Annotated in this window: 20 protein-coding genes and 1 riboswitch; of the genes, 10 read left to right on the forward strand and 10 right to left on the reverse strand. The window is 55.7% G+C overall.

The features are described 5' to 3' along the window. Window position 1: 1 nt before the first annotated feature. Together cobW and C8N36_RS07215 are read right to left on the reverse strand one after the other, a co-directional pair. Window positions 2-1,036 (reverse strand): cobalamin biosynthesis protein CobW, encoded by a 1,035-nt coding sequence (cobW, locus tag C8N36_RS07210; protein WP_097803934.1) that lies wholly within the window; start codon window positions 1,034-1,036, stop codon window positions 2-4. Next, entirely contained in the window at window positions 1,029-1,403 is a 375-nt protein-coding gene (locus C8N36_RS07215; protein ID WP_097803933.1) for a DUF1636 family protein, read from the reverse strand. The genes cobW and C8N36_RS07215 overlap by 8 nt, the downstream gene beginning before the upstream one ends. Before the next feature lie 88 nt (window positions 1,404-1,491). Further along, a riboswitch (cobalamin riboswitch) is annotated at window positions 1,492-1,699 on the reverse strand. Between the two features lie 269 nt (window positions 1,700-1,968). Between C8N36_RS07215 and cobO the strand changes: the two genes are divergently transcribed. The 4 genes from cobO to C8N36_RS07235 are packed head-to-tail and all read left to right on the forward strand — an operon-like array spanning window position 1,969 to window position 4,714. Next, window positions 1,969-2,577, forward strand: a complete 609-nt coding sequence (gene cobO, locus C8N36_RS07220; RefSeq protein ID WP_097804142.1) for a cob(I)yrinic acid a,c-diamide adenosyltransferase — start codon at window positions 1,969-1,971, stop codon at window positions 2,575-2,577. Continuing rightward, a complete protein-coding gene (locus tag C8N36_RS07225; protein ID WP_097803932.1) occupies window positions 2,577-2,921 on the forward strand; it encodes a Lin0512 family protein in 345 nt (114 codons plus the stop codon). The genes cobO and C8N36_RS07225 overlap by 1 nt, the downstream gene beginning before the upstream one ends. Then, on the forward strand, window positions 2,922-3,269 hold the full coding sequence (locus tag C8N36_RS07230; protein WP_097803931.1) for a Lin0512 family protein: 348 nt from the start codon (window positions 2,922-2,924) through the stop codon (window positions 3,267-3,269). Further along, window positions 3,266-4,714, forward strand: a complete 1,449-nt coding sequence (locus tag C8N36_RS07235) for a cobyric acid synthase (protein ID WP_097803930.1) — start codon at window positions 3,266-3,268, stop codon at window positions 4,712-4,714. Before C8N36_RS07230 ends, C8N36_RS07235 begins: the two co-directional genes overlap by 4 nt. Here the strand turns inward: C8N36_RS07235 and bluB are convergent. From bluB to C8N36_RS07260, 5 genes are read right to left on the reverse strand one after another with little or no spacing between them, the layout of a single operon-like run. Next, window positions 4,711-5,334, reverse strand: a complete 624-nt coding sequence (bluB, locus tag C8N36_RS07240) for a 5,6-dimethylbenzimidazole synthase (RefSeq protein ID WP_097803929.1) — start codon at window positions 5,332-5,334, stop codon at window positions 4,711-4,713. The two genes, C8N36_RS07235 and bluB, sit on opposite strands and share 4 nt — an antisense overlap. Continuing rightward, on the reverse strand, window positions 5,331-6,296 hold the full coding sequence (gene cobD, locus C8N36_RS07245; protein WP_097803928.1) for a threonine-phosphate decarboxylase CobD: 966 nt from the start codon (window positions 6,294-6,296) through the stop codon (window positions 5,331-5,333). Before cobD ends, bluB begins: the two co-directional genes overlap by 4 nt. Window positions 6,297-6,298: 2 nt before the next feature. Beyond that, a complete protein-coding gene (gene cbiB / locus C8N36_RS07250) occupies window positions 6,299-7,243 on the reverse strand; it encodes an adenosylcobinamide-phosphate synthase CbiB (RefSeq protein WP_097803927.1) in 945 nt (314 codons plus the stop codon). After that, entirely contained in the window at window positions 7,240-8,055 is an 816-nt protein-coding gene (locus tag C8N36_RS07255; RefSeq protein ID WP_097803926.1) for a GHMP family kinase ATP-binding protein, read from the reverse strand. The genes cbiB and C8N36_RS07255 overlap by 4 nt, the downstream gene beginning before the upstream one ends. Further along, entirely contained in the window at window positions 8,046-8,615 is a 570-nt protein-coding gene (locus C8N36_RS07260) for a histidine phosphatase family protein (RefSeq protein WP_245910747.1), read from the reverse strand. Before C8N36_RS07260 ends, C8N36_RS07255 begins: the two co-directional genes overlap by 10 nt. Window positions 8,616-8,666: 51 nt before the next feature. Between C8N36_RS07260 and cobU the strand changes: the two genes are divergently transcribed. From cobU to C8N36_RS07275, 3 genes are read left to right on the forward strand one after another with little or no spacing between them, the layout of a single operon-like run. Continuing rightward, window positions 8,667-9,191, forward strand: coding sequence for a bifunctional adenosylcobinamide kinase/adenosylcobinamide-phosphate guanylyltransferase (gene cobU, locus C8N36_RS07265; protein WP_097803924.1), 525 nt, complete (start codon window positions 8,667-8,669; stop codon window positions 9,189-9,191). After that, complete coding sequence (gene cobT / locus C8N36_RS07270; protein ID WP_097803923.1) at window positions 9,175-10,191, forward strand: nicotinate-nucleotide--dimethylbenzimidazole phosphoribosyltransferase; 1,017 nt, start codon at window positions 9,175-9,177, stop codon at window positions 10,189-10,191. The genes cobU and cobT overlap by 17 nt, the downstream gene beginning before the upstream one ends. Next, entirely contained in the window at window positions 10,188-10,940 is a 753-nt protein-coding gene (locus C8N36_RS07275; RefSeq protein ID WP_097803922.1) for an adenosylcobinamide-GDP ribazoletransferase, read from the forward strand. The genes cobT and C8N36_RS07275 overlap by 4 nt, the downstream gene beginning before the upstream one ends. 343 nt (window positions 10,941-11,283) lie before the next feature. Here the strand turns inward: C8N36_RS07275 and C8N36_RS07280 are convergent, their stop codons facing one another. Then, window positions 11,284-11,676 carry a nuclear transport factor 2 family protein gene (locus C8N36_RS07280; RefSeq protein ID WP_097803921.1) on the reverse strand — a complete coding sequence of 131 codons (393 nt, stop codon included), beginning with the start codon at window positions 11,674-11,676 and terminating at the stop codon, window positions 11,284-11,286. Between the two features lie 469 nt (window positions 11,677-12,145). On the opposite strand from C8N36_RS07280, the gene C8N36_RS07285 reads away from it, so the two are divergent. The 3 genes from C8N36_RS07285 (at window position 12,146) to C8N36_RS07295 (ending at window position 15,174) form a co-directional block, all read left to right on the forward strand. After that, window positions 12,146-13,270, forward strand: a complete 1,125-nt coding sequence (locus C8N36_RS07285; protein ID WP_097803920.1) for a helix-turn-helix domain-containing protein — start codon at window positions 12,146-12,148, stop codon at window positions 13,268-13,270. Between the two features lie 121 nt (window positions 13,271-13,391). Next, a complete protein-coding gene (locus C8N36_RS07290) occupies window positions 13,392-14,606 on the forward strand; it encodes an Lcl C-terminal domain-containing protein (RefSeq protein ID WP_097803919.1) in 1,215 nt (404 codons plus the stop codon). 40 nt (window positions 14,607-14,646) lie between these two features. Then, window positions 14,647-15,174: a ricin-type beta-trefoil lectin domain protein gene (locus C8N36_RS07295; RefSeq protein WP_097803918.1), complete on the forward strand. Its 528-nt coding sequence runs from the start codon at window positions 14,647-14,649 to the stop codon at window positions 15,172-15,174. A gap of 235 nt (window positions 15,175-15,409) precedes the next feature. Here the strand turns inward: C8N36_RS07295 and C8N36_RS07300 are convergent, their stop codons facing one another. Together C8N36_RS07300 and C8N36_RS07305 are read right to left on the reverse strand one after the other, a co-directional pair. Next, a complete protein-coding gene (locus C8N36_RS07300) occupies window positions 15,410-16,219 on the reverse strand; it encodes an NAD-dependent epimerase/dehydratase family protein (protein WP_097803917.1) in 810 nt (269 codons plus the stop codon). Then, entirely contained in the window at window positions 16,207-17,106 is a 900-nt protein-coding gene (locus C8N36_RS07305) for a hypothetical protein (protein WP_097803916.1), read from the reverse strand. The genes C8N36_RS07300 and C8N36_RS07305 overlap by 13 nt, the downstream gene beginning before the upstream one ends. Window positions 17,107-17,126 lie beyond the last annotated feature (20 nt).

Here is a 17,126-nt window from a genome sequence, read left to right on the forward strand (position 1 = left end):
GTTACGCCTCAAGCACTTGGCGGATGGCCGCTTCGTTGATGTGATCGTGTTCAGCGATAACAACCAATTGGGTTTTGCGCGGTTGCGCGCCCCAAGGTTGGTCAAATTGTGCACGAACGCGGGCACCTACGGCCTGAACCAGCAGGCGCATCGGTTTGCCTGTGACAGCAACATATCCTTTGACCCGTAAGATGTTTTGTTCCTTGGCAAGGCGTTCGATATTGGCCTGCAAGGCATCGGGATTGGCAACTTCGCCGAGATCAATAACGATACTGTCGAAATCATCATGCTCGTGATCGTGATGGCCATCGTGGTGGCTGGGACGGCTGTCCAGATCGTCTTCGGCGGCGGCCCCAAGACCAAGGATAACGCGCGGGTCAACCACACCTTCGGTCATCGGAATGATCGGCAGTTTGCGCGGTGCTTCGGACTCAATCACTGCGCGGGCCTTGGCGATTCCGGCTTCTCCGGCCAAATCTGCCTTTGACAGCAGAACAATGTCAGCGCAAGAAATCTGGTCTTCGAAGACTTCGGACAAGGGTGTTTCGTGATCGAGGCTGTCATCTGCATCGCGCTGCGCTTGCACCGCTTCCAGGTCAGGGGCGAATTGGCCGGCGGCCACCGCTTCGGCATCGGCCAGGGTGATGACACCGTCTACGGTGATGCGCGATTTGATTGCCGGCCATTCAAATGCTTTGAGCAGGGGTTTCGGCAGCGCCAAGCCGGATGTTTCGATCAAGATGTGTTCCGGCTTTTCGGGCAGCGCCATCAAGGCTTCGATCGTCGGGATAAAATCATCGGCAACGGTGCAGCAGATGCAACCGTTGGCCAGCTCGACAATATTGTTCTCCGGGCAGTTTTCATCCGCGCAGCTTTTGAGGATATCGCCATCTACGCCAGCCGTGCCGAATTCATTGACCAAAACCGCAAGGCGTTTGCCTTGAGGGTTCATCATCAAATGGCGGATCAATGTTGTTTTACCTGCCCCAAGAAAGCCGGTGATTACGGTAACGGGGATTTTAGACAGATCAGTCATTTTTGGGCTCCTGCGGGGGAATGCGGGCTACAGATTGTTTGCGAAAGATTACGGGACGCTCGCGCCACGGCACCAGCCCGTCAGAGGTGGCGGCATAGGCGGCTGCACCGGCTAGAATGTCCTCAACGTGATCGCCTGCGTCGAGATCACCGTATACATAAGTCCATCGTTGCGGACCGCCCGATAGAACCATGGAACACCCACGCGTGCAGGCGGAGAGGCATTCGACCGGACGCAGTTGGACACCTTGGGGCAGATTCTGGGCGTTTAGGGCATCAAACAACTGCGTTCCGGCACGCGGGCCGGTATCATCCGTTGCGGCACCGGCGCGGCATGTAGTGCAAACCGTCAGCGTGACTTCGGCCATAGGGTCCGTCCTTATTTTGGTCGAATAGGGGATAGCCAGCATGAGAGCCAAGCTCTCAAAGCCGGACGCGAAACACCCCGTTCGCCCGTTGCAACTCACTTCGTTGGCAGGTCTCCCGGCTTGCGGATATCGGGGCGTTTGCCCCGGCGGTTCACCCACCTTCCCGGCATTGTGCCAGTGGCGCGGCGACCTCTCCGGTCACGGTCGCGGGGGCGGCTGCGCTTTGATCAAACGGCGATCTATCGCATTCCCTCTTCGCCTGTCCTAAAACAGGAACCAACAGGGGCCACATGAGGCAGAGCGCCAAGGGTTGTCAAGCGACAAGGGGGGCGATTTGGCGCTGGAAAACGACATCTGCCAAGCCAACTCACCGCACATGGGCGTCTGTTGCATATATCGGCTGCATTTGTTGACGCTAACGGCTGTTTTGTCCCGCTTCCGGCAAGATTAAAATGCGCCAATCTCGTTGCGCGGTGTTCGCCGGATCAGCGGCCTTGCCCCCATTGACAGCCGCGCGCGCCTGCGTTTCAACTCCGATCCTGAGCCCAAAGCAGGAGAGCCGCAGATGAGTGCCGATACTGACCGCCACGCGATGAAAATGGCCAAGAAGAAAGCCGCGCGCGACAAAATCATGGCCAGCAAGGAAGGCGAAAAAGGTCTGGTGATCGTGCATACAGGCCCGGGCAAGGGAAAATCTTCGTCCGGTTTTGGCATGATCTTGCGCTGTATTGCCCATGAAATGCCCTGCGCCGTTGTCCAATTCATCAAGGGGGCATGGCAAACCGGTGAGCGTACATTGATCGAAGCCAATTTTAGCGAATTGTGCCAGTTTTACGCAATGGGCGAAGGCTTTACTTGGGAGACCCAAGACAAAACCCGCGACATCGCCGCAGCGCAAAAAGGATGGGAAAAGGCCAAGGAGCTGATCCGCGATCCCGAGATCAAGATGGTTCTGCTGGATGAAATCAACATCGCGCTGCGCTATGACTATTTGGATATCAACGATGTTGTGAGTTTTTTGCGCGACGAAAAACCCGAGATGACCCACGTGGTGTTGACCGGGCGCAACGCCAAGGAAGAGCTGATTGAACTGGCTGATCTGGTCACCGAAATGACTTTGGTGAAACATCCTTTCCGGTCTGGCATCAAGGGCCAAAAAGGGGTGGAATTCTAATGGCTAAAAAGCGTTTGCTGACGGAATTTGGCATGGGATCTTCCTTGCGCCGCCAAGACTATACGCAGGCAGCGGTGCGGGCGGTGACAAATGCGCTTTGGCACAATTCAATTAATCTGGCCGAACTGTTCGGCCGCCCCAAAGGCGATATGCTGATCGACGTGGAAATTGGCGTCGCAAATCCGGCCGCTGTTGACATCGCTCAAATCGAAGCGGTTTTTCCTTACGGCCAACCGGTTGTGCACGTTGTAAAGGGCGGTTTGGACATCCCGCGCGGTGATGGCGGGTTGCCAACAGTTATGGCCAATGCGGCTATCTCGGTCAGTTTTGAAATGGGGACCTAAATGCAAAGATTCATTATTGAAATGGGGTCGGGCAACGATCAATACGGTCAAGATTATACCAAGGCCGCAGCCCGCGCGATCGAAGATGCAATCCGGCATTCCTCAATTCCTATGTTCGATACGCTCGGTTTGGATCACACAAAGATGGCTGTCCAAGTCACTGTTGGCGTTCAAGAACCGGACAAAGTGGATTGCGCAGAGCTGGCGAAGAAACTGCCGCGGGGGCAGGCCAAGGTAAAGGCGGTTCAAGGTGGGTTGAATGTCACCAATCCGGACAGCGGCAATGTTATTGTCATCGCATCGGCCGCCGTCGAAGCCTTTCTCGATCCGAAAATTCTACCGAAATGAGCAAAGCCTTGATGATTCAGGGGGCCGGCTCGAATGTGGGCAAGTCCTTGTTGGTGGCGGGTCTGTGCCGCGCGGCTCGAAAGCGTGGCCTGTCTGTCGCACCATTCAAACCGCAAAACATGTCCAACAATGCGGCGGTCACATCCGATGGCGGTGAAATCGGCCGCGCGCAGGCCCTACAGGCGATGGCTTGCGGTTTGGTGCCACACACCGATATGAATCCGGTGTTGCTGAAACCTGAAACGGATGTTGGCGCGCAGGTTGTGGTGCAAGGTCGACGTCTAACAACCTGTAAAGCAAGAGAATACTCCAAGCTAAAACCGCAACTGATGACACACGTTCTGGAGAGTTTTGACCGGCTCAAGGCGGCCTATGATTTGGTGATGGTCGAAGGGGCCGGAAGCCCCGCCGAAGTGAATTTGCGCCACGGTGATATTGCCAACATGGGGTTTGCCGAGGCGGCCAATGTTCCCGTCGTTTTAGTGGGCGACATCGATCGCGGCGGTGTAATTGCGCAGATTGTTGGCACGCGCGCGGTACTTGATCCCGAAGATATTGAACGCATCTCGGGCTTTTTGATCAACAAATTTCGCGGTGATCCTAGTCTGTTTGATGACGGATATACTCTGATCGAACAACAATCCAAGTGGCCGGGTTTTGGCGTTCTGCCATTCTTTGACGCAGCCTATAAACTGCCTGCCGAAGACGCGCTGGATTTGCCAAAGCGGTCCAAGGGGCAGGGACTGCGGGTGGTTTGTTTGCGGCTGTCACGTATCGCGAATTTTGATGACTTGGACCCGTTGGCACAGGAACCGGGGGTGGATTTGACCATGCTGTCCGCCGGTCAGGCCATTCCGGGCGACACCGATTTGGTAATCCTTCCGGGCAGTAAATCAACGCGCGGAGATCTGGCGTTTGTCAGGGCGCAGGGATGGGACATTGATCTGGCGGCCCATGTTCGGCGCGGGGGGGCTGTTCTGGGAATTTGCGGTGGCTATCAGATGCTTGGCATGGAAATTCGCGACCCAAATGGCATCGAAGGCAAAGCAGGAACAGACAAAGGTTTGGGACTTTTGAACATCGAAACCGAAATGACAGACGACAAAACACTGACCCGCGTTACAGCCGAACATGAAGCCTCGGGTACGTCGATGCAGGGGTATGAAATCCACATCGGAAAAAGCGAAGGACCGGATAGAGCCCGCCCATTTGCCTCCATTGGCGGCATCCGCGAAGGGGCCGTTTCACCGGACGGCAAAATCATGGGCAGCTATTTGCACGGTTTGTTTTCTTCGGATGAATTCCGAGCAGCCTTTTTGGCGGGTTTGGGGGCACCGTCTTCTGGGCTTGGTTATGATAGCACTGTTGAGGCCACATTGGATGCTTTGGCAGATCATATGGAACAGCACCTTGATATCGAAGGTATTTTGGGTCTCGCTCATTAGCGGTTTTCCCAGGGGTTGGCAGTGTTTTCTTGCCAACCTGCCCGATGTAAAAGCGGGGTGTCATCCTCAAATGATGGATGCCCGATGCACAAATAGGCACAAAATTTCCACGTTTTCGGCACCTCAAACAGGGTTTCGATATGAACAGGGTCCAAGATAGACAACATACCGACGCCCAGATTTCGGGCTCTTGCCGCCAACCAAAGGCTGAAAATCGCCATTGAGGTTGATTGGGCCAGCGTTTCCGGCATGGTTTGACGGCCAAGCCCTTGGCCTTCTGGTGGATTGGTTTCGGTGAATATTGCAAGCTGCACAGGGGCCTTGTCCAACCCGGCCAGCTTTAGTTTTGTGTAGGAATCAAGGGTTTGTCCGCTGTACCCCATGGCGGCTTCGCTGTTACAGCGTTCAAATTCTGTGCGAACAGCTTGTTTGAGCGCAAGCGTTTGTACACGCAAAACCCGCCACGGTCGGGAGTTGCCCACCGAAGGGGCCATTTCCATCGCATTTTGCAGAACTGCCAGATCGTGTTCAGCGACTGGAGTGTCTTGGAAGTGACGGGTGTCGCGCCGCCAAGTCAAAATTTCATGCAGGGCCGTCTGATGGGTGCTGTCAAATTTCATCGCAGTGCCTCTTGCAATCGGGTCCATTCGTGCATGGTTCCGGGCAATCCAAGCCGGATGAGGTGCGGGGACCACGGAAAGATGCGGCTCCAGATTTGTGACTTGGCAAGCCGTTCTTGTGCACATGTTGCATCCGGTGTGCGATAGAGGCGGAACAATTCCGTTCCTCCAAGAACCTCCCAATCTGTAGCGCTTGCGATGGCATCCATATGGGTTATCTCGCCCCGCAAGCGGTCAATGGTTTTGGTGGCCCAATCGCTATCCAAAAGAGCCTTTTCCCCAACCTCGATCGCGAGTCCCGAAACAGGCCAAGGGCCAGACATTTCAGTCAGTTGATTGATATTCTTCATGCAGCTTAGAACAAATCCGAGCCGCAAACCGGCAAGGCCGTAAAACTTGCCAAACGACCGCAGAACAAACAGGTTTTCCGCCTCTTCGATATCGGGGGCGACGCTCAGATCGGGTCGCGCATCACCAAAGCTTTCATCGACAACCAACTGCCCGACTTTTCTGCTTAGCTCCATCAAGGCTGTTGGCGTGGTTTCGCGCCCGTCGGGATTGTTGGGGTTGACCACCACGGCCAGGTCCGCACCGATCAGGTCTTGGACCTGTGACACGTCTTCGACCCGCCAACCGGCTGCGCGCAAACATGCGGCATGTTCATTGTAGGTTGGTGCCAAGACCCGCGCTTGTCCGGGACGGCCCAATCTGGGGATCATTTGTATGGCGGCTTGCGCGCCTGCGACGGGCAATATGCCAGCTGTGCATCGATAGGCATGCGCGGCGGCAGCCGTCAATCGGCCAATTGCTGCACGGGTTGGCAAGGATTGCCACGCGGTATCAGACAGCTGAGGGATGTTATAGGGCACCCGATTGATGCCTGTTGACAGGTCAATCCAATCGGCATCTGCACCGCCAAAAAGAGCCTTGGCCCCATCAATATTTCCGCCGTGGTCGCGCATTGTCAGGCTCCTCCCACCAGCGCCCATAAAGCGAGACCCAATGCCAAGGCAAGCAGTGCATGCGTATACAGACGTAAACCGCGCCATATGTCGCGCGGGCTTGGGTCGGGACTGCCCTCATTTATCCACGGTTCCTTGCTGACTTGATCGTCGTAGATGCGCGGGCCGGACAGGCGTATGCCCAAAGCTCCGGCCAAGGCCGCTTCGGGCCAACCTGCGTTGGGGGACCGGTGCAAACGGGCGTCTCGAAACACGCAGCGCAGGGCGCGCACAGGATGCAAGGATGTTAGGCCAAACAGCAGGCCGGTCAGCCGGGATGGCAGCAGGTTCACCAAATCGTCTAGCCGCGCCGCTGCTTTGCCAAAGTATTCATAGCGGTCGTTGCGGTGGCCGATCATTGAATCCAGCGTGTTGATGGCTTTGTATCCGGCAATGCCCGGCAATCCGAACAAAGCGCCCCAAAAGATTGGCGCGACGATCCCATCCGAGGTGTTTTCGGCCAGACTTTCGAGACTGGCGCGGGTCACGGCAGCAGCGTCCAACTGCGCCGGATCGCGGCCGACAATCATTGAAACGGCATAACGCGCCGCTGGCAAATCATTTTGAACGAGCGGGCGGGCGACATCTGCGACATGGGTATACATGGATCGGGCCGCCACCAAGGGCCATGCGAGAACGCCAACAACAACAGTGCCAAGCCAGTTTTGAGGCAAGGCGAAAACCAACGCTGCGGCCACCAGAACACTGGCACCGACGGTCACTGCGGTGGTTAGGGCACCCAAGGCAAACCGGCGCTTTCCGGACCCTCGGTTCCATTGTTTTTCCTGCGTCGCGATCAGCCAACCGATCCAAGTCACAGGATGTCCGATGCGTTTAAACAGCGGTGCAGGCCAGCCTATCACGGCATCGATTGCCAAGGCGATCACCATAGCCATGGCCCAGCTCATACTCCGCCACCCGCGTTGAAGTGGACGATACGTTCATAGCCGGTTTTGCGTAAAAGTCTGGCTGCGTCTTTCGGGCAGGTGCCACGGGCAAATATAAATCCGCGCGCCGCGCCGGTGTGGGCAACAACATAGCCCAAAGCATTGAGCGTCGAAGACAGTCTTGGTGTCGGGTCCTGTGCAAGACCGCGCAGCGATAAATTGCGGTTCGCGGATTGGCTGCACAGAGCGCTTAGGCTGGCTAAATCTTGGGCCAGAGCAGCGCTGCGCCACTGTGGGATCAGATCAGAGATATCCGAAAAATTCCGGTCTTGTGGTGCCGTTCGGGTCATTGGTCCCCAAAACCCGCCCAAGACTTCAAACTTGGGTAGGGCTGGCATGTTACCCAAGATCCGCGCTTGGCGAGATGCCCAAAGAAGGCGTTCAGGCTGCGCAAACATCAAAGGATCAGTTGCCCCTTCAATATCAAGGCAGGCCTCGGCCAGATCTTGGGGATCACATTGTGTGCCGCTAATCCGTGCCAAAGCAACGAGGGCAGCAGTCGACGCACCCGCTCCGCCACCGGGCGGCATGGCGCTTCTCAGGACTATGCGCAGAGGGTCGCGTCGGCCCAATCGGGTCAAAAAGCGCCGCGCCACTTGCGGCGACAACACCCGCTGCGGGCTATAGAGGTCAAGCCGCCGCGCGGGGTGGCCAAGCGCCGTCAATTGCAATGCAGGACAGGGCAGAGTGACCAGCGCCACCGGTCCCGACGGCCCCAAACAACCTTGAAGCAACTCTCCGAAATGGCCATTAACGGTGGTCTTCAGCAACATCTGTTGACCTCTCGCACGACATATTGACGCTCGGGCAAAATCAGGATCGAGGTGAGGGACAGGTTTGCAATTTCAAAGCGAAGCGCGGATGGCACGCCGCCCAAAGCCTGCGACAGCGCGGCACGTATCACACCGGCATGGGCAACAACCGCAACCCGTCCGGCGGGCAATGTGCCCATAATCGCGGCGGTTCTGGCGCAGACATCATCAAAGCTTTCGCCATTTGGAGGGGTGAAGGCCGCCAGTTCAGCGCCGTCCAACTGGCCGTGATCGGGGATATCGGCAAAGGGAATACCCTCCCAATCGCCAAAACTTTGCTCCCACAGTGCATCCTCGACACGCGGCTTGACCTTTGGCCAAACCATCTGGGCCGTTTGTAGACAGCGCTTTGCCGGACTGGATAGCACCAAATCCATATCAGGAAGTGAGGCGCGCAGGCTTGCGAACCGCGCAGCATTGCCGCAATCGGCAGGCAAGTCGCGGCGGCCATAGACCAAACCATCGGCAATAACCGGTGCATGGCGGATCAAATACAGCTGTGTCGCTCCATTGGTCTGCACGGTCGTTATTCCTCTTTCGTTTGCGGCTTGTTTCTGCTTTTTCATGACGCCATGAGCAAGTCGATACTGGTCACGGGCGGCGCCCGATCTGGAAAAAGCGTCATCGCAGAGCGATTGACCGAAAAAATGGGGGACCGGCTGATTTATATCGCCACCGCCCAAGCCTTTGATTCCGAAATGGAGGCACGCATCAAGACGCATCAAGACCGGCGCGGGCCGCAGTGGTCAACCATATCCGAACCTTTGGATTTGGTCGCGGCACTAAGGCAATCAGACGGGCAGGGCCCTAGGTTGGTGGATTGCCTGACACTTTGGACATCGAACCTGATGCACCACGACCAAGACGTGGAAAGCGCGGCCAAAGATTTGGCACTGGCAATTGCCTGTCAGTCTTCTCCGGTTGTTTTGGTAACCAACGAGGTCGGCGCGGGGATCGTGCCGGAAAATGAATTGGCCCGCCGGTTTCGCGATGAGGCAGGCCGCGTCAATCAAATCATTGCGCAGGCTTGCGACGCGCTATATCTCGCCGTGGCTGGCTATCCGATAAAGGTGAAACCCAATGACATCGAACTTTGAACTGACTGCGCTGGATGCGCTCTTTGCACTAGTGGCAGACCTGCCTCAGGTGGACAATGCCGCTTCTGATGCGGCACGGGCCCGTCAGGACAGTTTGACCAAACCGCCAGGTGCCTTGGGACGGCTTGAAGAATTGGCGATTTTTATGGCGGGCTGGCAAGGTGCTGAAAAGCCGGTGATCGAGCGCGCGCAGGCCTTGGTCTTTGCGGGCAATCACGGGATTTGCGCCCAAGGGGTTAACCCTTATCCGCAAGAGGTCACCGCGCAGATGGTGGGCAATTTCAAATCCGGCGGCGCGGCGATCAACCAGCTTTGCCGTGCCAATGGTGCGGATTTGTCTGTGATCGCATTGGATCTGGATCAACCAACCGCCGATTTCACCACCGGTCCGGCGATGAGCCCGGATGAGACATTGGCCGCGTTCAACACCGGCGCGGCAGCCGTGGACACCAGCGCACAGGTTTTGATTTTGGGCGAAATGGGGATCGGCAATTCGACCATCGCAGCGGCGCTGTCCAACGCAGTTTTTGGCGGCAACGCCAGTGATTGGGTCGGGCGCGGCACAGGATCGGATGACGAGGGGGTCACACGCAAAATATCGGCGGTAGAGCGCGGCGTGTCCCTTCACAAAGACCTCCAAGGCCTTGATATATTGGCCGTTTTGGGTGGGCGTGAACAGGCCGCAATCTGCGGTGCGGTGATCGCGGCGCGCGCGGCGCGTATTCCGGTCATATTGGACGGGTTTATCTGCACTGCGTCCATTGCACCGTTGTTTGCCGTCGATCCCAGCCTGCTGGATCATTGCCTTGTGGGGCATCGGAGCGTCGAGCCGGGCCATCAAAAGTTGTTGGCTGGCCTTTCCAAGGAGCCGGTTCTCGATTTCGATATGCGTCTGGGCGAAGGGTCCGGGGCGGCTGTCGCTTTGGGAATCTTGCGCAGCGCGCTGGCTTGTCACAACGGCATGGCCACCTTTGCCGAAGCGGGTGTTTCCGGCGCATGACCCTGATTTCCCGCCGAATTTCAGAATTGCGTTTGGCGGGAATGTTGCTGACACGGGTGCCTATGGGCACTCTGCGTGACCCTGTTCCCGATTTACCCGATGCCCGCTGGGCCTATCCTTTGGTTGGGCTGTGCCTTGGCATTTGTGCGGGGCTGATAGCCTGCATTGGCGCAGCGATTGGTTTTAACTATGGGATCACCGCCTTGCTGGTTGTTGCACTATGTGTGCTGATAACAGGCGGCCTGCACGAAGACGGAATGGCCGATCTTGCGGATGGCTTCGGTGGGGGGCACACCCCTGCACGCCGTCTCGAAATTATGCGTGACAGCCGGATTGGCAGTTACGGAGTTTTGGCGCTGGGGTTGGCGTTGGCCCTCAAAACTCAGGCGATGTTTGCGGTATTTTCATCCGGTTCGGTGTTCTGGCCGCTAGTTGCGCTGGCCGCTCTCAGCCGGTTTTTTATGCTGGCGGTGCAAGAGTTCCTGCCGCCAGCACGCAGTGACGGAATGGGGTTCAAAGCCCATAAGCGTGGAGGCTGGCGCATTTGGATTGGCTTGGCAACCGCGTTGGTTGTTGCGTTCCCACTGGGCTGGAGCCTGTTTGCGGTTGTAGCGGCAATGGCTTTGGCCTCAGCAGCGCTTGCTTGGCAAGCGAAACGCTTGGTGGGTGGTCAAACCGGTGATGTATTGGGGGCCGTCCAATTGGCAGCGGATTGCGCCGGTTGGTTGGCGTTGTCACTGTTCGTCTGACGGTTTGGATGATCTGCATAATTCAAGTCGCCGAGGGGCTTTGAATTTGCGTTAATTTATTGAGTTATAAAGGTAATATTCGAAAGAATCACCGGTATGGATTGCCCGTGTGAGCTGCGGCCCTGACGTTTCATTGGCCTGATCATCTAACGCGGTGATGCAGCTTTCCCCAACCAGGTTTTGGCGCTTAGGTTCGGCGTTCACGTTGACCAAATGCCCGGCTGGGCCGGGCCTTGCGGCATTTGAACTGCCATCGCGGAGTGCAAGCTTTTTACTAGGTCATTTTGCGGCGTGTGTGTACCAATGCCCAACCGCAAAATGCGTCCCAAAGACCTGAATGCTGCTACTTGCCTTCAGCTTGCCGTCCGTAATCTTCGGCATCAAACCACCCGCGTGACGCCTTTACTTTGAGGTCGTCACCAATGTCCCATTCTTCCCAGCCCCGAATGTTCAGGGCGTTTCCGCTGGTTGCGTCGTGGCCAGTGAATGTCCAAACGAAAATCACGTGATTTGCTGCACAACGCACGTCATCACAGGTAAGCGTCAAATCCGGGACATCCGCAAAAAAACCTGCAGCCATATCCTGTACACGCGACCGCCCGCTCCAAGGGTCGCCGTTATTGATAATTATTTCGCCATCTTCTGCATAGAAAGACGCTACCGCCTCTGCTGATTTGGAGTTCCAAGCTGCAGTATAATCTGCAGCCATCTTGGCCACGGCTCGCACATCAATCATCGCATCACCTTTCCAATTTATGTTTCCAAGACCATCACATGTAGTTTTATCAAGTCCAATGAAATCTGGGGGCCACTATGGGATGTGGCCTGCGGTGGCCGTTTTTCGTTGCATCAGGGAAACTGATCACTTTGGGTTCATAGCTGTCTTGCGGCGGTGTCTGGGGGCAAATTTCTGCCGGGCTTCACTTTGCTGATCTGCTTGGGGCTAATCCAGTGAACCGTCAGTCAGCCGAAAGCAGATCCGATCTTGAATACCTTGGCTGAAAAAAGGCGATCTTTGCTGCCCGTTTGGACGGGCAGCATTGGGGCCCAAAGGGTCATACCGGAATGGATTGATACCAGTCGTTGTAGGTTTCGAATGCTGTCGCGACAGCACTTGAGTGGTGGCAACGGATTGCACATGACGGGGGGGGGATGCTACTTTGTGACAGGTAAAGCATGGTGACAAGAGGCGTATTAACCAAGAAATGGAAATCCTTCTTTTCGTCGGAATCGTACAAGCACTGTTTGCCTGTGTGTTTCTCTTGTCAAAACCCAAGCGCGTGGCCAGCGACATGCTGCTTGCGGTATGGATGATCTTCCTTGTGCTGCCGATGATTTCGGGAGCCGCGATCCGGCTGTGGCCCGATGTTTACATCCCGATATTGCGTTCCGATTTGGTCTATCCGCTCACCTACGGTCCTTTCTTGTGGTTCTACATGCGCGCTTTGACCGGAGAGATTGACCAGCTATCTCGCTGGGATTGGTTACACTTCTTGCCATTTGTCGGGCTTAGCATAATCCAACTGGTGACCGGCTGGGGACCGGCCCCGCCCAATCCCGAGGGCACCGAGTTCCACATCGCCACTCGGGTTGTCGGTGCGGTGAATTTATGTGTCTATCTGGCCTATGCTCTCGCCGTGGTCATTCGCTTGAAACAGCATGGCAGGACGGCCGCCCAGCACTTTTCGGCCCTGCCGAACAGAGTGACGCTGGTCTGGTTGCAATGGTTAACTGCCGCGATATCAGCTGTGTTTTTCTTGCTGTTTGTGGCGTCGCTTTTGTCGCTCCCCGAGGTTTTGAAGGTGCACCTTCCTGCACAGGTGGTCATCATTTTGGTGCTGAGCTTCTTTGGCCTGCGGCAAACGCAGGTTTTTGACCCACAGCCCACCGGCGATCCAAATAAACACCCGCCCGAACCGGACGCCCCATCCAGTGACGGCGCATCAGACAACCTTCAGGCCAGCTACAGCCGGTCCGGACTAACCAAAGATCGCGCTGACAGGATCCAGACCAAGCTTGATCGCTTTATGAAATCCGATCAGCCTTATCTCTCGGCAGACCTCACCATCTCAGAACTGGCCAGACAAATGGCTGTGTCCCGCCATCACCTGACCGAGGTCATCAGCACGCGCCACAACAAGAGTTTTTACGTTTTCGTAAACGAATATCGGGTTGAGGCGGTCAAACAAGCGATGATGAATCCCAAGACGTCCGAGGATACGATTTTGGATCTGGCCTATGCGTCCGGGTTCAACTCCAAGTCGCCTTTCAACACTGCTTTCAAGCGGGCGACCGGAATGACGCCGTCACAGTATCGAAATCAGCTATGAGGACGACCCTACTCAGGCGTTCCAATATGTCGGCGGGACGTCTTAGCTTAGCGGCGCGGACGACGGCCATCTGAAGTCGGGCTATCTGGTTGGGAAAGAGAAACCGACAAAGGATCTTCCCGTGCGCTCCCGTTTCAATCCCACCGTAACTCTGGCGGCTTCCTGCCTTGCCCTTCTTGCCACGCAAGGGACAGCGCAAGATCTGCCCTATATTCTGGTCGATACTATGCAAGAGTCATGTTTCGACCAGACCGGGAGCAAGATCTCGTGCCCGGCTGAGGGAGATGACCTCTATGGGCAAAACGCTCAACATCCTCGGCTGGCCGCATCCTATTCCAACAATGGTGATGGTACGGTTCTTGATAGAAACACTGGTCTGCTTTGGCAAAAAACACCCCAAGACGATCGCATGCAATACGCCGATGGCCTGAGCTATTGCAGTGCACTGAATCTAGCGGGGCGTGACTGGCGTGTTCCTTCCATCAAAGAGCTCTACTCGCTGGCCGATTTCCGCGGTGAATTGCTTAAACCCGAAGAGGGCGAACCGCGACCCTATATTGATACGACCGTCTTTGATTTCGAGTACCCGGATGGACCGATGATCTTTGCCGGTCAGTATTGGAGCAGCACACTCTATATAAAAGGGCCAGTGATGAACGGCCTTAACCAAGGCGCGTTCGGCTTCAATTTTGCTGATGGGCATATCAAATCATATGGCACTGGGCTGGATTTTTACACCGGGGCACAAGCCGCCAGCAGCGGCCTGGCCAATGGTCCCGAAGATGGCAAAGCACCTGGGAACTATGTGCGCTGCGTCAGCGGTGAAACAGGGGTCTATGGCGTGAACGCTTTTTCCGACAATGGCGACGGGACGGTGTCCGACGCGGCCACCGGGCGGATGTGGCAGCAATCTGATGATGGCATTCGACGTGAATGGGCCGGTGCACTGGCCTATTGCGAGGCGCTAGAACTTGGCGGACATAACGACTGGTATCTGCCCAACTCGAAAGAGCTACAAAGCATCGTGGACTACCGGCGGACTGGCTTCCCCGCAATTGACAGCAAGGTGTTCTCGATTACCTCAGACTCCGAGACGCTGGATTTTTGGACCAGCACAACCTTTGGTGACTGGAAAAACTACGCCAATGTCATTGCATTCGGAAAGGCGTTGAGCAAAGCGGGGGATCAAACCGAATTCACCGATTGGCACGGGGCAGGGGCCCAACGATCTTCGATCAAGACGGTCGTCGGTCAGGATATGACCCAAGACACAACCTGTTCTGTCAACGCTTGTGACTACAACCGGTCCGACAATTTGGTGCGCTGCGTGCGCTAATTGGCGCTGACCAACTTCAGTTTTAGTTAAGGAAACACAGATGAAATACCCTCTCATATGGGCCATTGTTGCGGCTGTCGCTTGCACCACTGCTGCACAGGCCGATCCAGTAGAAATCTATCTGGTCGATAAACTGGACAATATCCAAAACGGGTACTGTCTTGATATCGGCGGTGCCAAAGGGCGCGATGCCAATCCAGAGTCGGGCCTACAAGGACATACCTGCTACAGCCCGCTGGGTGAACTTGGCGTCGATCAGATTTTTGACACCGCGAAGTTTTCCGACGGTACGCTCTATATGCCCGAATTCGATGTTTGCGCCGAAGTGGCCATGCTTGAGGCAGGCACCGCGGTCGATCTTGCGGCTTGCAACACCAGCGCAGCCCAGTCCTTTGCCTTTTCCGGCGAAGGCGTGATCACACCATCGGCTGCACCCGATATGTGCCTGACCCTTGCACAAGACAGTCGTTTTGGCCGCAGCGACCAGAACCAGATCAAGAATCTGACACTGGAAACATGTGACCAAGACCTATTGGCCTATCAAACTTGGGCGGTGCGCGGAGAGTAAACAGGTTTCGTCATTGGCCTTGTCAGACTGTTTCGTGTCAGACTGTTTCGTGACAGGGCCAATACACGTCAGCCGAAAATACACTGCTTTTCGTATGTTTCTGAGTTCTTATCGGACCCGTTCGCTGAAGCGGTCCCGTTTTGGTGCGTTTTTTACGAGAACAGCCGCGTTTATGGGACTTGCCGTTCGCGCCAGTGCTTGTCCGCAAGACCATAGATGTCTGCCGCCATCCAAGCTACCAACTTGGAAAACGTCTTTCGAACCAGCGCGGTAGGGAGAAGACAATGAGCTTCTTAAGTTGCGCTTGAACTTTTAGCTTAAGGTTTACAGTTGCTTCACTTCCGTCCTGAGGCGCAAATCCGATCGTATCGCTTGTCTCTTGCATGTCCCATCGCATCCCAGGATTGTTCGACATCAGATTGAGGGCGGCGAAATTCACATCCTTGGCTTTGATCGCGGATTTGACGCCATCAAGGAAATCGCGATCGCTGAGCCACATTTCCTGACCCCATCGCCCCATTGCCATATGGAGCCCCGGTTGATTGTCATGGGTCCATTGTGTCCATCCGATGCGCAAGCAAATCACGGACAAGCCGTGGCATTCAGCGAAATAAGCCCCGGTGCGTTCACAAAAGAGCTTTGACATGCCATAGGCATTAACCGGACCGGGCGGGGTGGCGCGACTCAATAGGTCATCGCCAAAGCGCTTGTCACCGTGAATCCAATTTGAACTTGCCAGAACAACCCGTGACACCCCTTTGTTGGCGGCGTGGTGGTATAGGGTCAGGGTCGCGTCCATGTTGTTCTTGACGCTTGAGGCCCAGCTGGCCGTCGGTTCTCTGTCCCCGGCGAGATGAACGATGACATCTACACCGTCCAAATGATTGGTCCATTCCTCGGATGTTGCTAAGTTGGCAACGTGGATATTCGGGTGATCGACCGGACGCATATCCAACCCACTAACCGTAAATTGCGCGTCTGCCTCAAGATAGTCAAAGAGCATACGACCTAGATGGCCGCCAGCGCCTGTGATCAAGACATGCATTTCATAAGCTCCAGTTTTGAATTGTTTAGGTCTTGAGTTGTGGGATCGGTCCACACTGCAAAGCGCTGACCGAACTCGGTTTTTGCGCCCGGCGACAAGGTTTGAAGAGGGGCATGCCATTCCGCCTCGCAATAGGAGTAGTCACCTGAATTGAAGACTTCCAGAGGATGGATATGTGCAAACCTGTCCGCCGGTGTTGGGGGGGGCGTGTCGCAGCTCATCCAGACCGGTTTGTCATCATGATCCAGCCGGATGAGGGTATGGGCGCTGCGGTTTTCAATGCCGACCTTGAATTCGCCGCGCTCATTGCAATCACAAACGATGCCCGCGTTGTGCGTCGACAAAAAGCCGTCTGGATCACCAAAAACCTTGGTTGGCGTCAAATCTTGCGAGGTGACACCAATACGGGCTTTGTGATTGAGCATCATCACTGACCAAATGCCGACATCCCTATCATGTCGGCCGTGATTGGTTACGGTGTGTTGGATCGACCAGGTTGCGCCGTCAATGATGCGTAGTTCGCGTGTGATCTGTAGCTTGGATTGGCGGCAAACGACGCTTTGAAGTGTGATATGCGCCTTGCTGCCTCCGGCAATTTCATAAGGCCCTGAATCCAGTGCAGCATAAGGCGCGCCGTCAGGCCACTTGGTGTGAGGCGCAATCCAGGTTTTTTCACCGCCCCATAACGGGAACCCGAACTGAGGAGACCGTGTGGGAAAACCACGAAGATTTGTGATGTCGGGAATGAAATTCTTGAGGTCACTGTTGTGAAACAAGAGCGATCGTCCTTGAAACACGACATCCCAAAGACGCCCACCGATGCCCGGTAGGATGATCAATTCGAGATCACCAGACTTCAAAGTTTCCTGCTTCCAAACATCTGACATCAAGGCACCCGGATCGTAAG

This window comes from Pelagimonas varians (assembly GCF_003208435.1).
GTDB classification, from domain to species: domain Bacteria; phylum Pseudomonadota; class Alphaproteobacteria; order Rhodobacterales; family Rhodobacteraceae; genus Pelagimonas; species Pelagimonas varians.

What these genes read in the sequence shown, in the direction of transcription:
- C8N36_RS07230 (WP_097803931.1), top strand. Translation starts at nt 2,922, where the DNA reads ATGCAAAGATTCATTATTGAAATGGGGTCGGGCAACGATCAATACGGT.
- C8N36_RS07215 (WP_097803933.1), bottom strand. Translation starts at nt 1,403, where the DNA reads ATGGCCGAAGTCACGCTGACGGTTTGCACTACATGCCGCGCCGGTGCC.
- bluB (WP_097803929.1), bottom strand. Translation starts at nt 5,334, where the DNA reads ATGAAATTTGACAGCACCCATCAGACGGCCCTGCATGAAATTTTGACT.
- C8N36_RS07300 (WP_097803917.1), bottom strand. Translation starts at nt 16,219, where the DNA reads ATGCATGTCTTGATCACAGGCGCTGGCGGCCATCTAGGTCGTATGCTC.
- cobU (WP_097803924.1), top strand. Translation starts at nt 8,667, where the DNA reads ATGAGCAAGTCGATACTGGTCACGGGCGGCGCCCGATCTGGAAAAAGC.
- cobW (WP_097803934.1), bottom strand. Translation starts at nt 1,036, where the DNA reads ATGACTGATCTGTCTAAAATCCCCGTTACCGTAATCACCGGCTTTCTT.
- C8N36_RS07225 (WP_097803932.1), top strand. Translation starts at nt 2,577, where the DNA reads ATGGCTAAAAAGCGTTTGCTGACGGAATTTGGCATGGGATCTTCCTTG.
- C8N36_RS07235 (WP_097803930.1), top strand. Translation starts at nt 3,266, where the DNA reads ATGAGCAAAGCCTTGATGATTCAGGGGGCCGGCTCGAATGTGGGCAAG.
- cobO (WP_097804142.1), top strand. Translation starts at nt 1,969, where the DNA reads ATGAGTGCCGATACTGACCGCCACGCGATGAAAATGGCCAAGAAGAAA.
- cobT (WP_097803923.1), top strand. Translation starts at nt 9,175, where the DNA reads ATGACATCGAACTTTGAACTGACTGCGCTGGATGCGCTCTTTGCACTA.
- C8N36_RS07305 (WP_097803916.1), bottom strand. Translation starts at nt 17,106, where the DNA reads ATGTCAGATGTTTGGAAGCAGGAAACTTTGAAGTCTGGTGATCTCGAA.
- cobD (WP_097803928.1), bottom strand. Translation starts at nt 6,296, where the DNA reads ATGCGCGACCACGGCGGAAATATTGATGGGGCCAAGGCTCTTTTTGGC.
- cbiB (WP_097803927.1), bottom strand. Translation starts at nt 7,243, where the DNA reads ATGAGCTGGGCCATGGCTATGGTGATCGCCTTGGCAATCGATGCCGTG.
- C8N36_RS07285 (WP_097803920.1), top strand. Translation starts at nt 12,146, where the DNA reads ATGGAAATCCTTCTTTTCGTCGGAATCGTACAAGCACTGTTTGCCTGT.
- C8N36_RS07280 (WP_097803921.1), bottom strand. Translation starts at nt 11,676, where the DNA reads ATGATTGATGTGCGAGCCGTGGCCAAGATGGCTGCAGATTATACTGCA.
- C8N36_RS07275 (WP_097803922.1), top strand. Translation starts at nt 10,188, where the DNA reads ATGACCCTGATTTCCCGCCGAATTTCAGAATTGCGTTTGGCGGGAATG.
- C8N36_RS07255 (WP_097803926.1), bottom strand. Translation starts at nt 8,055, where the DNA reads ATGTTGCTGAAGACCACCGTTAATGGCCATTTCGGAGAGTTGCTTCAA.
- C8N36_RS07295 (WP_097803918.1), top strand. Translation starts at nt 14,647, where the DNA reads ATGAAATACCCTCTCATATGGGCCATTGTTGCGGCTGTCGCTTGCACC.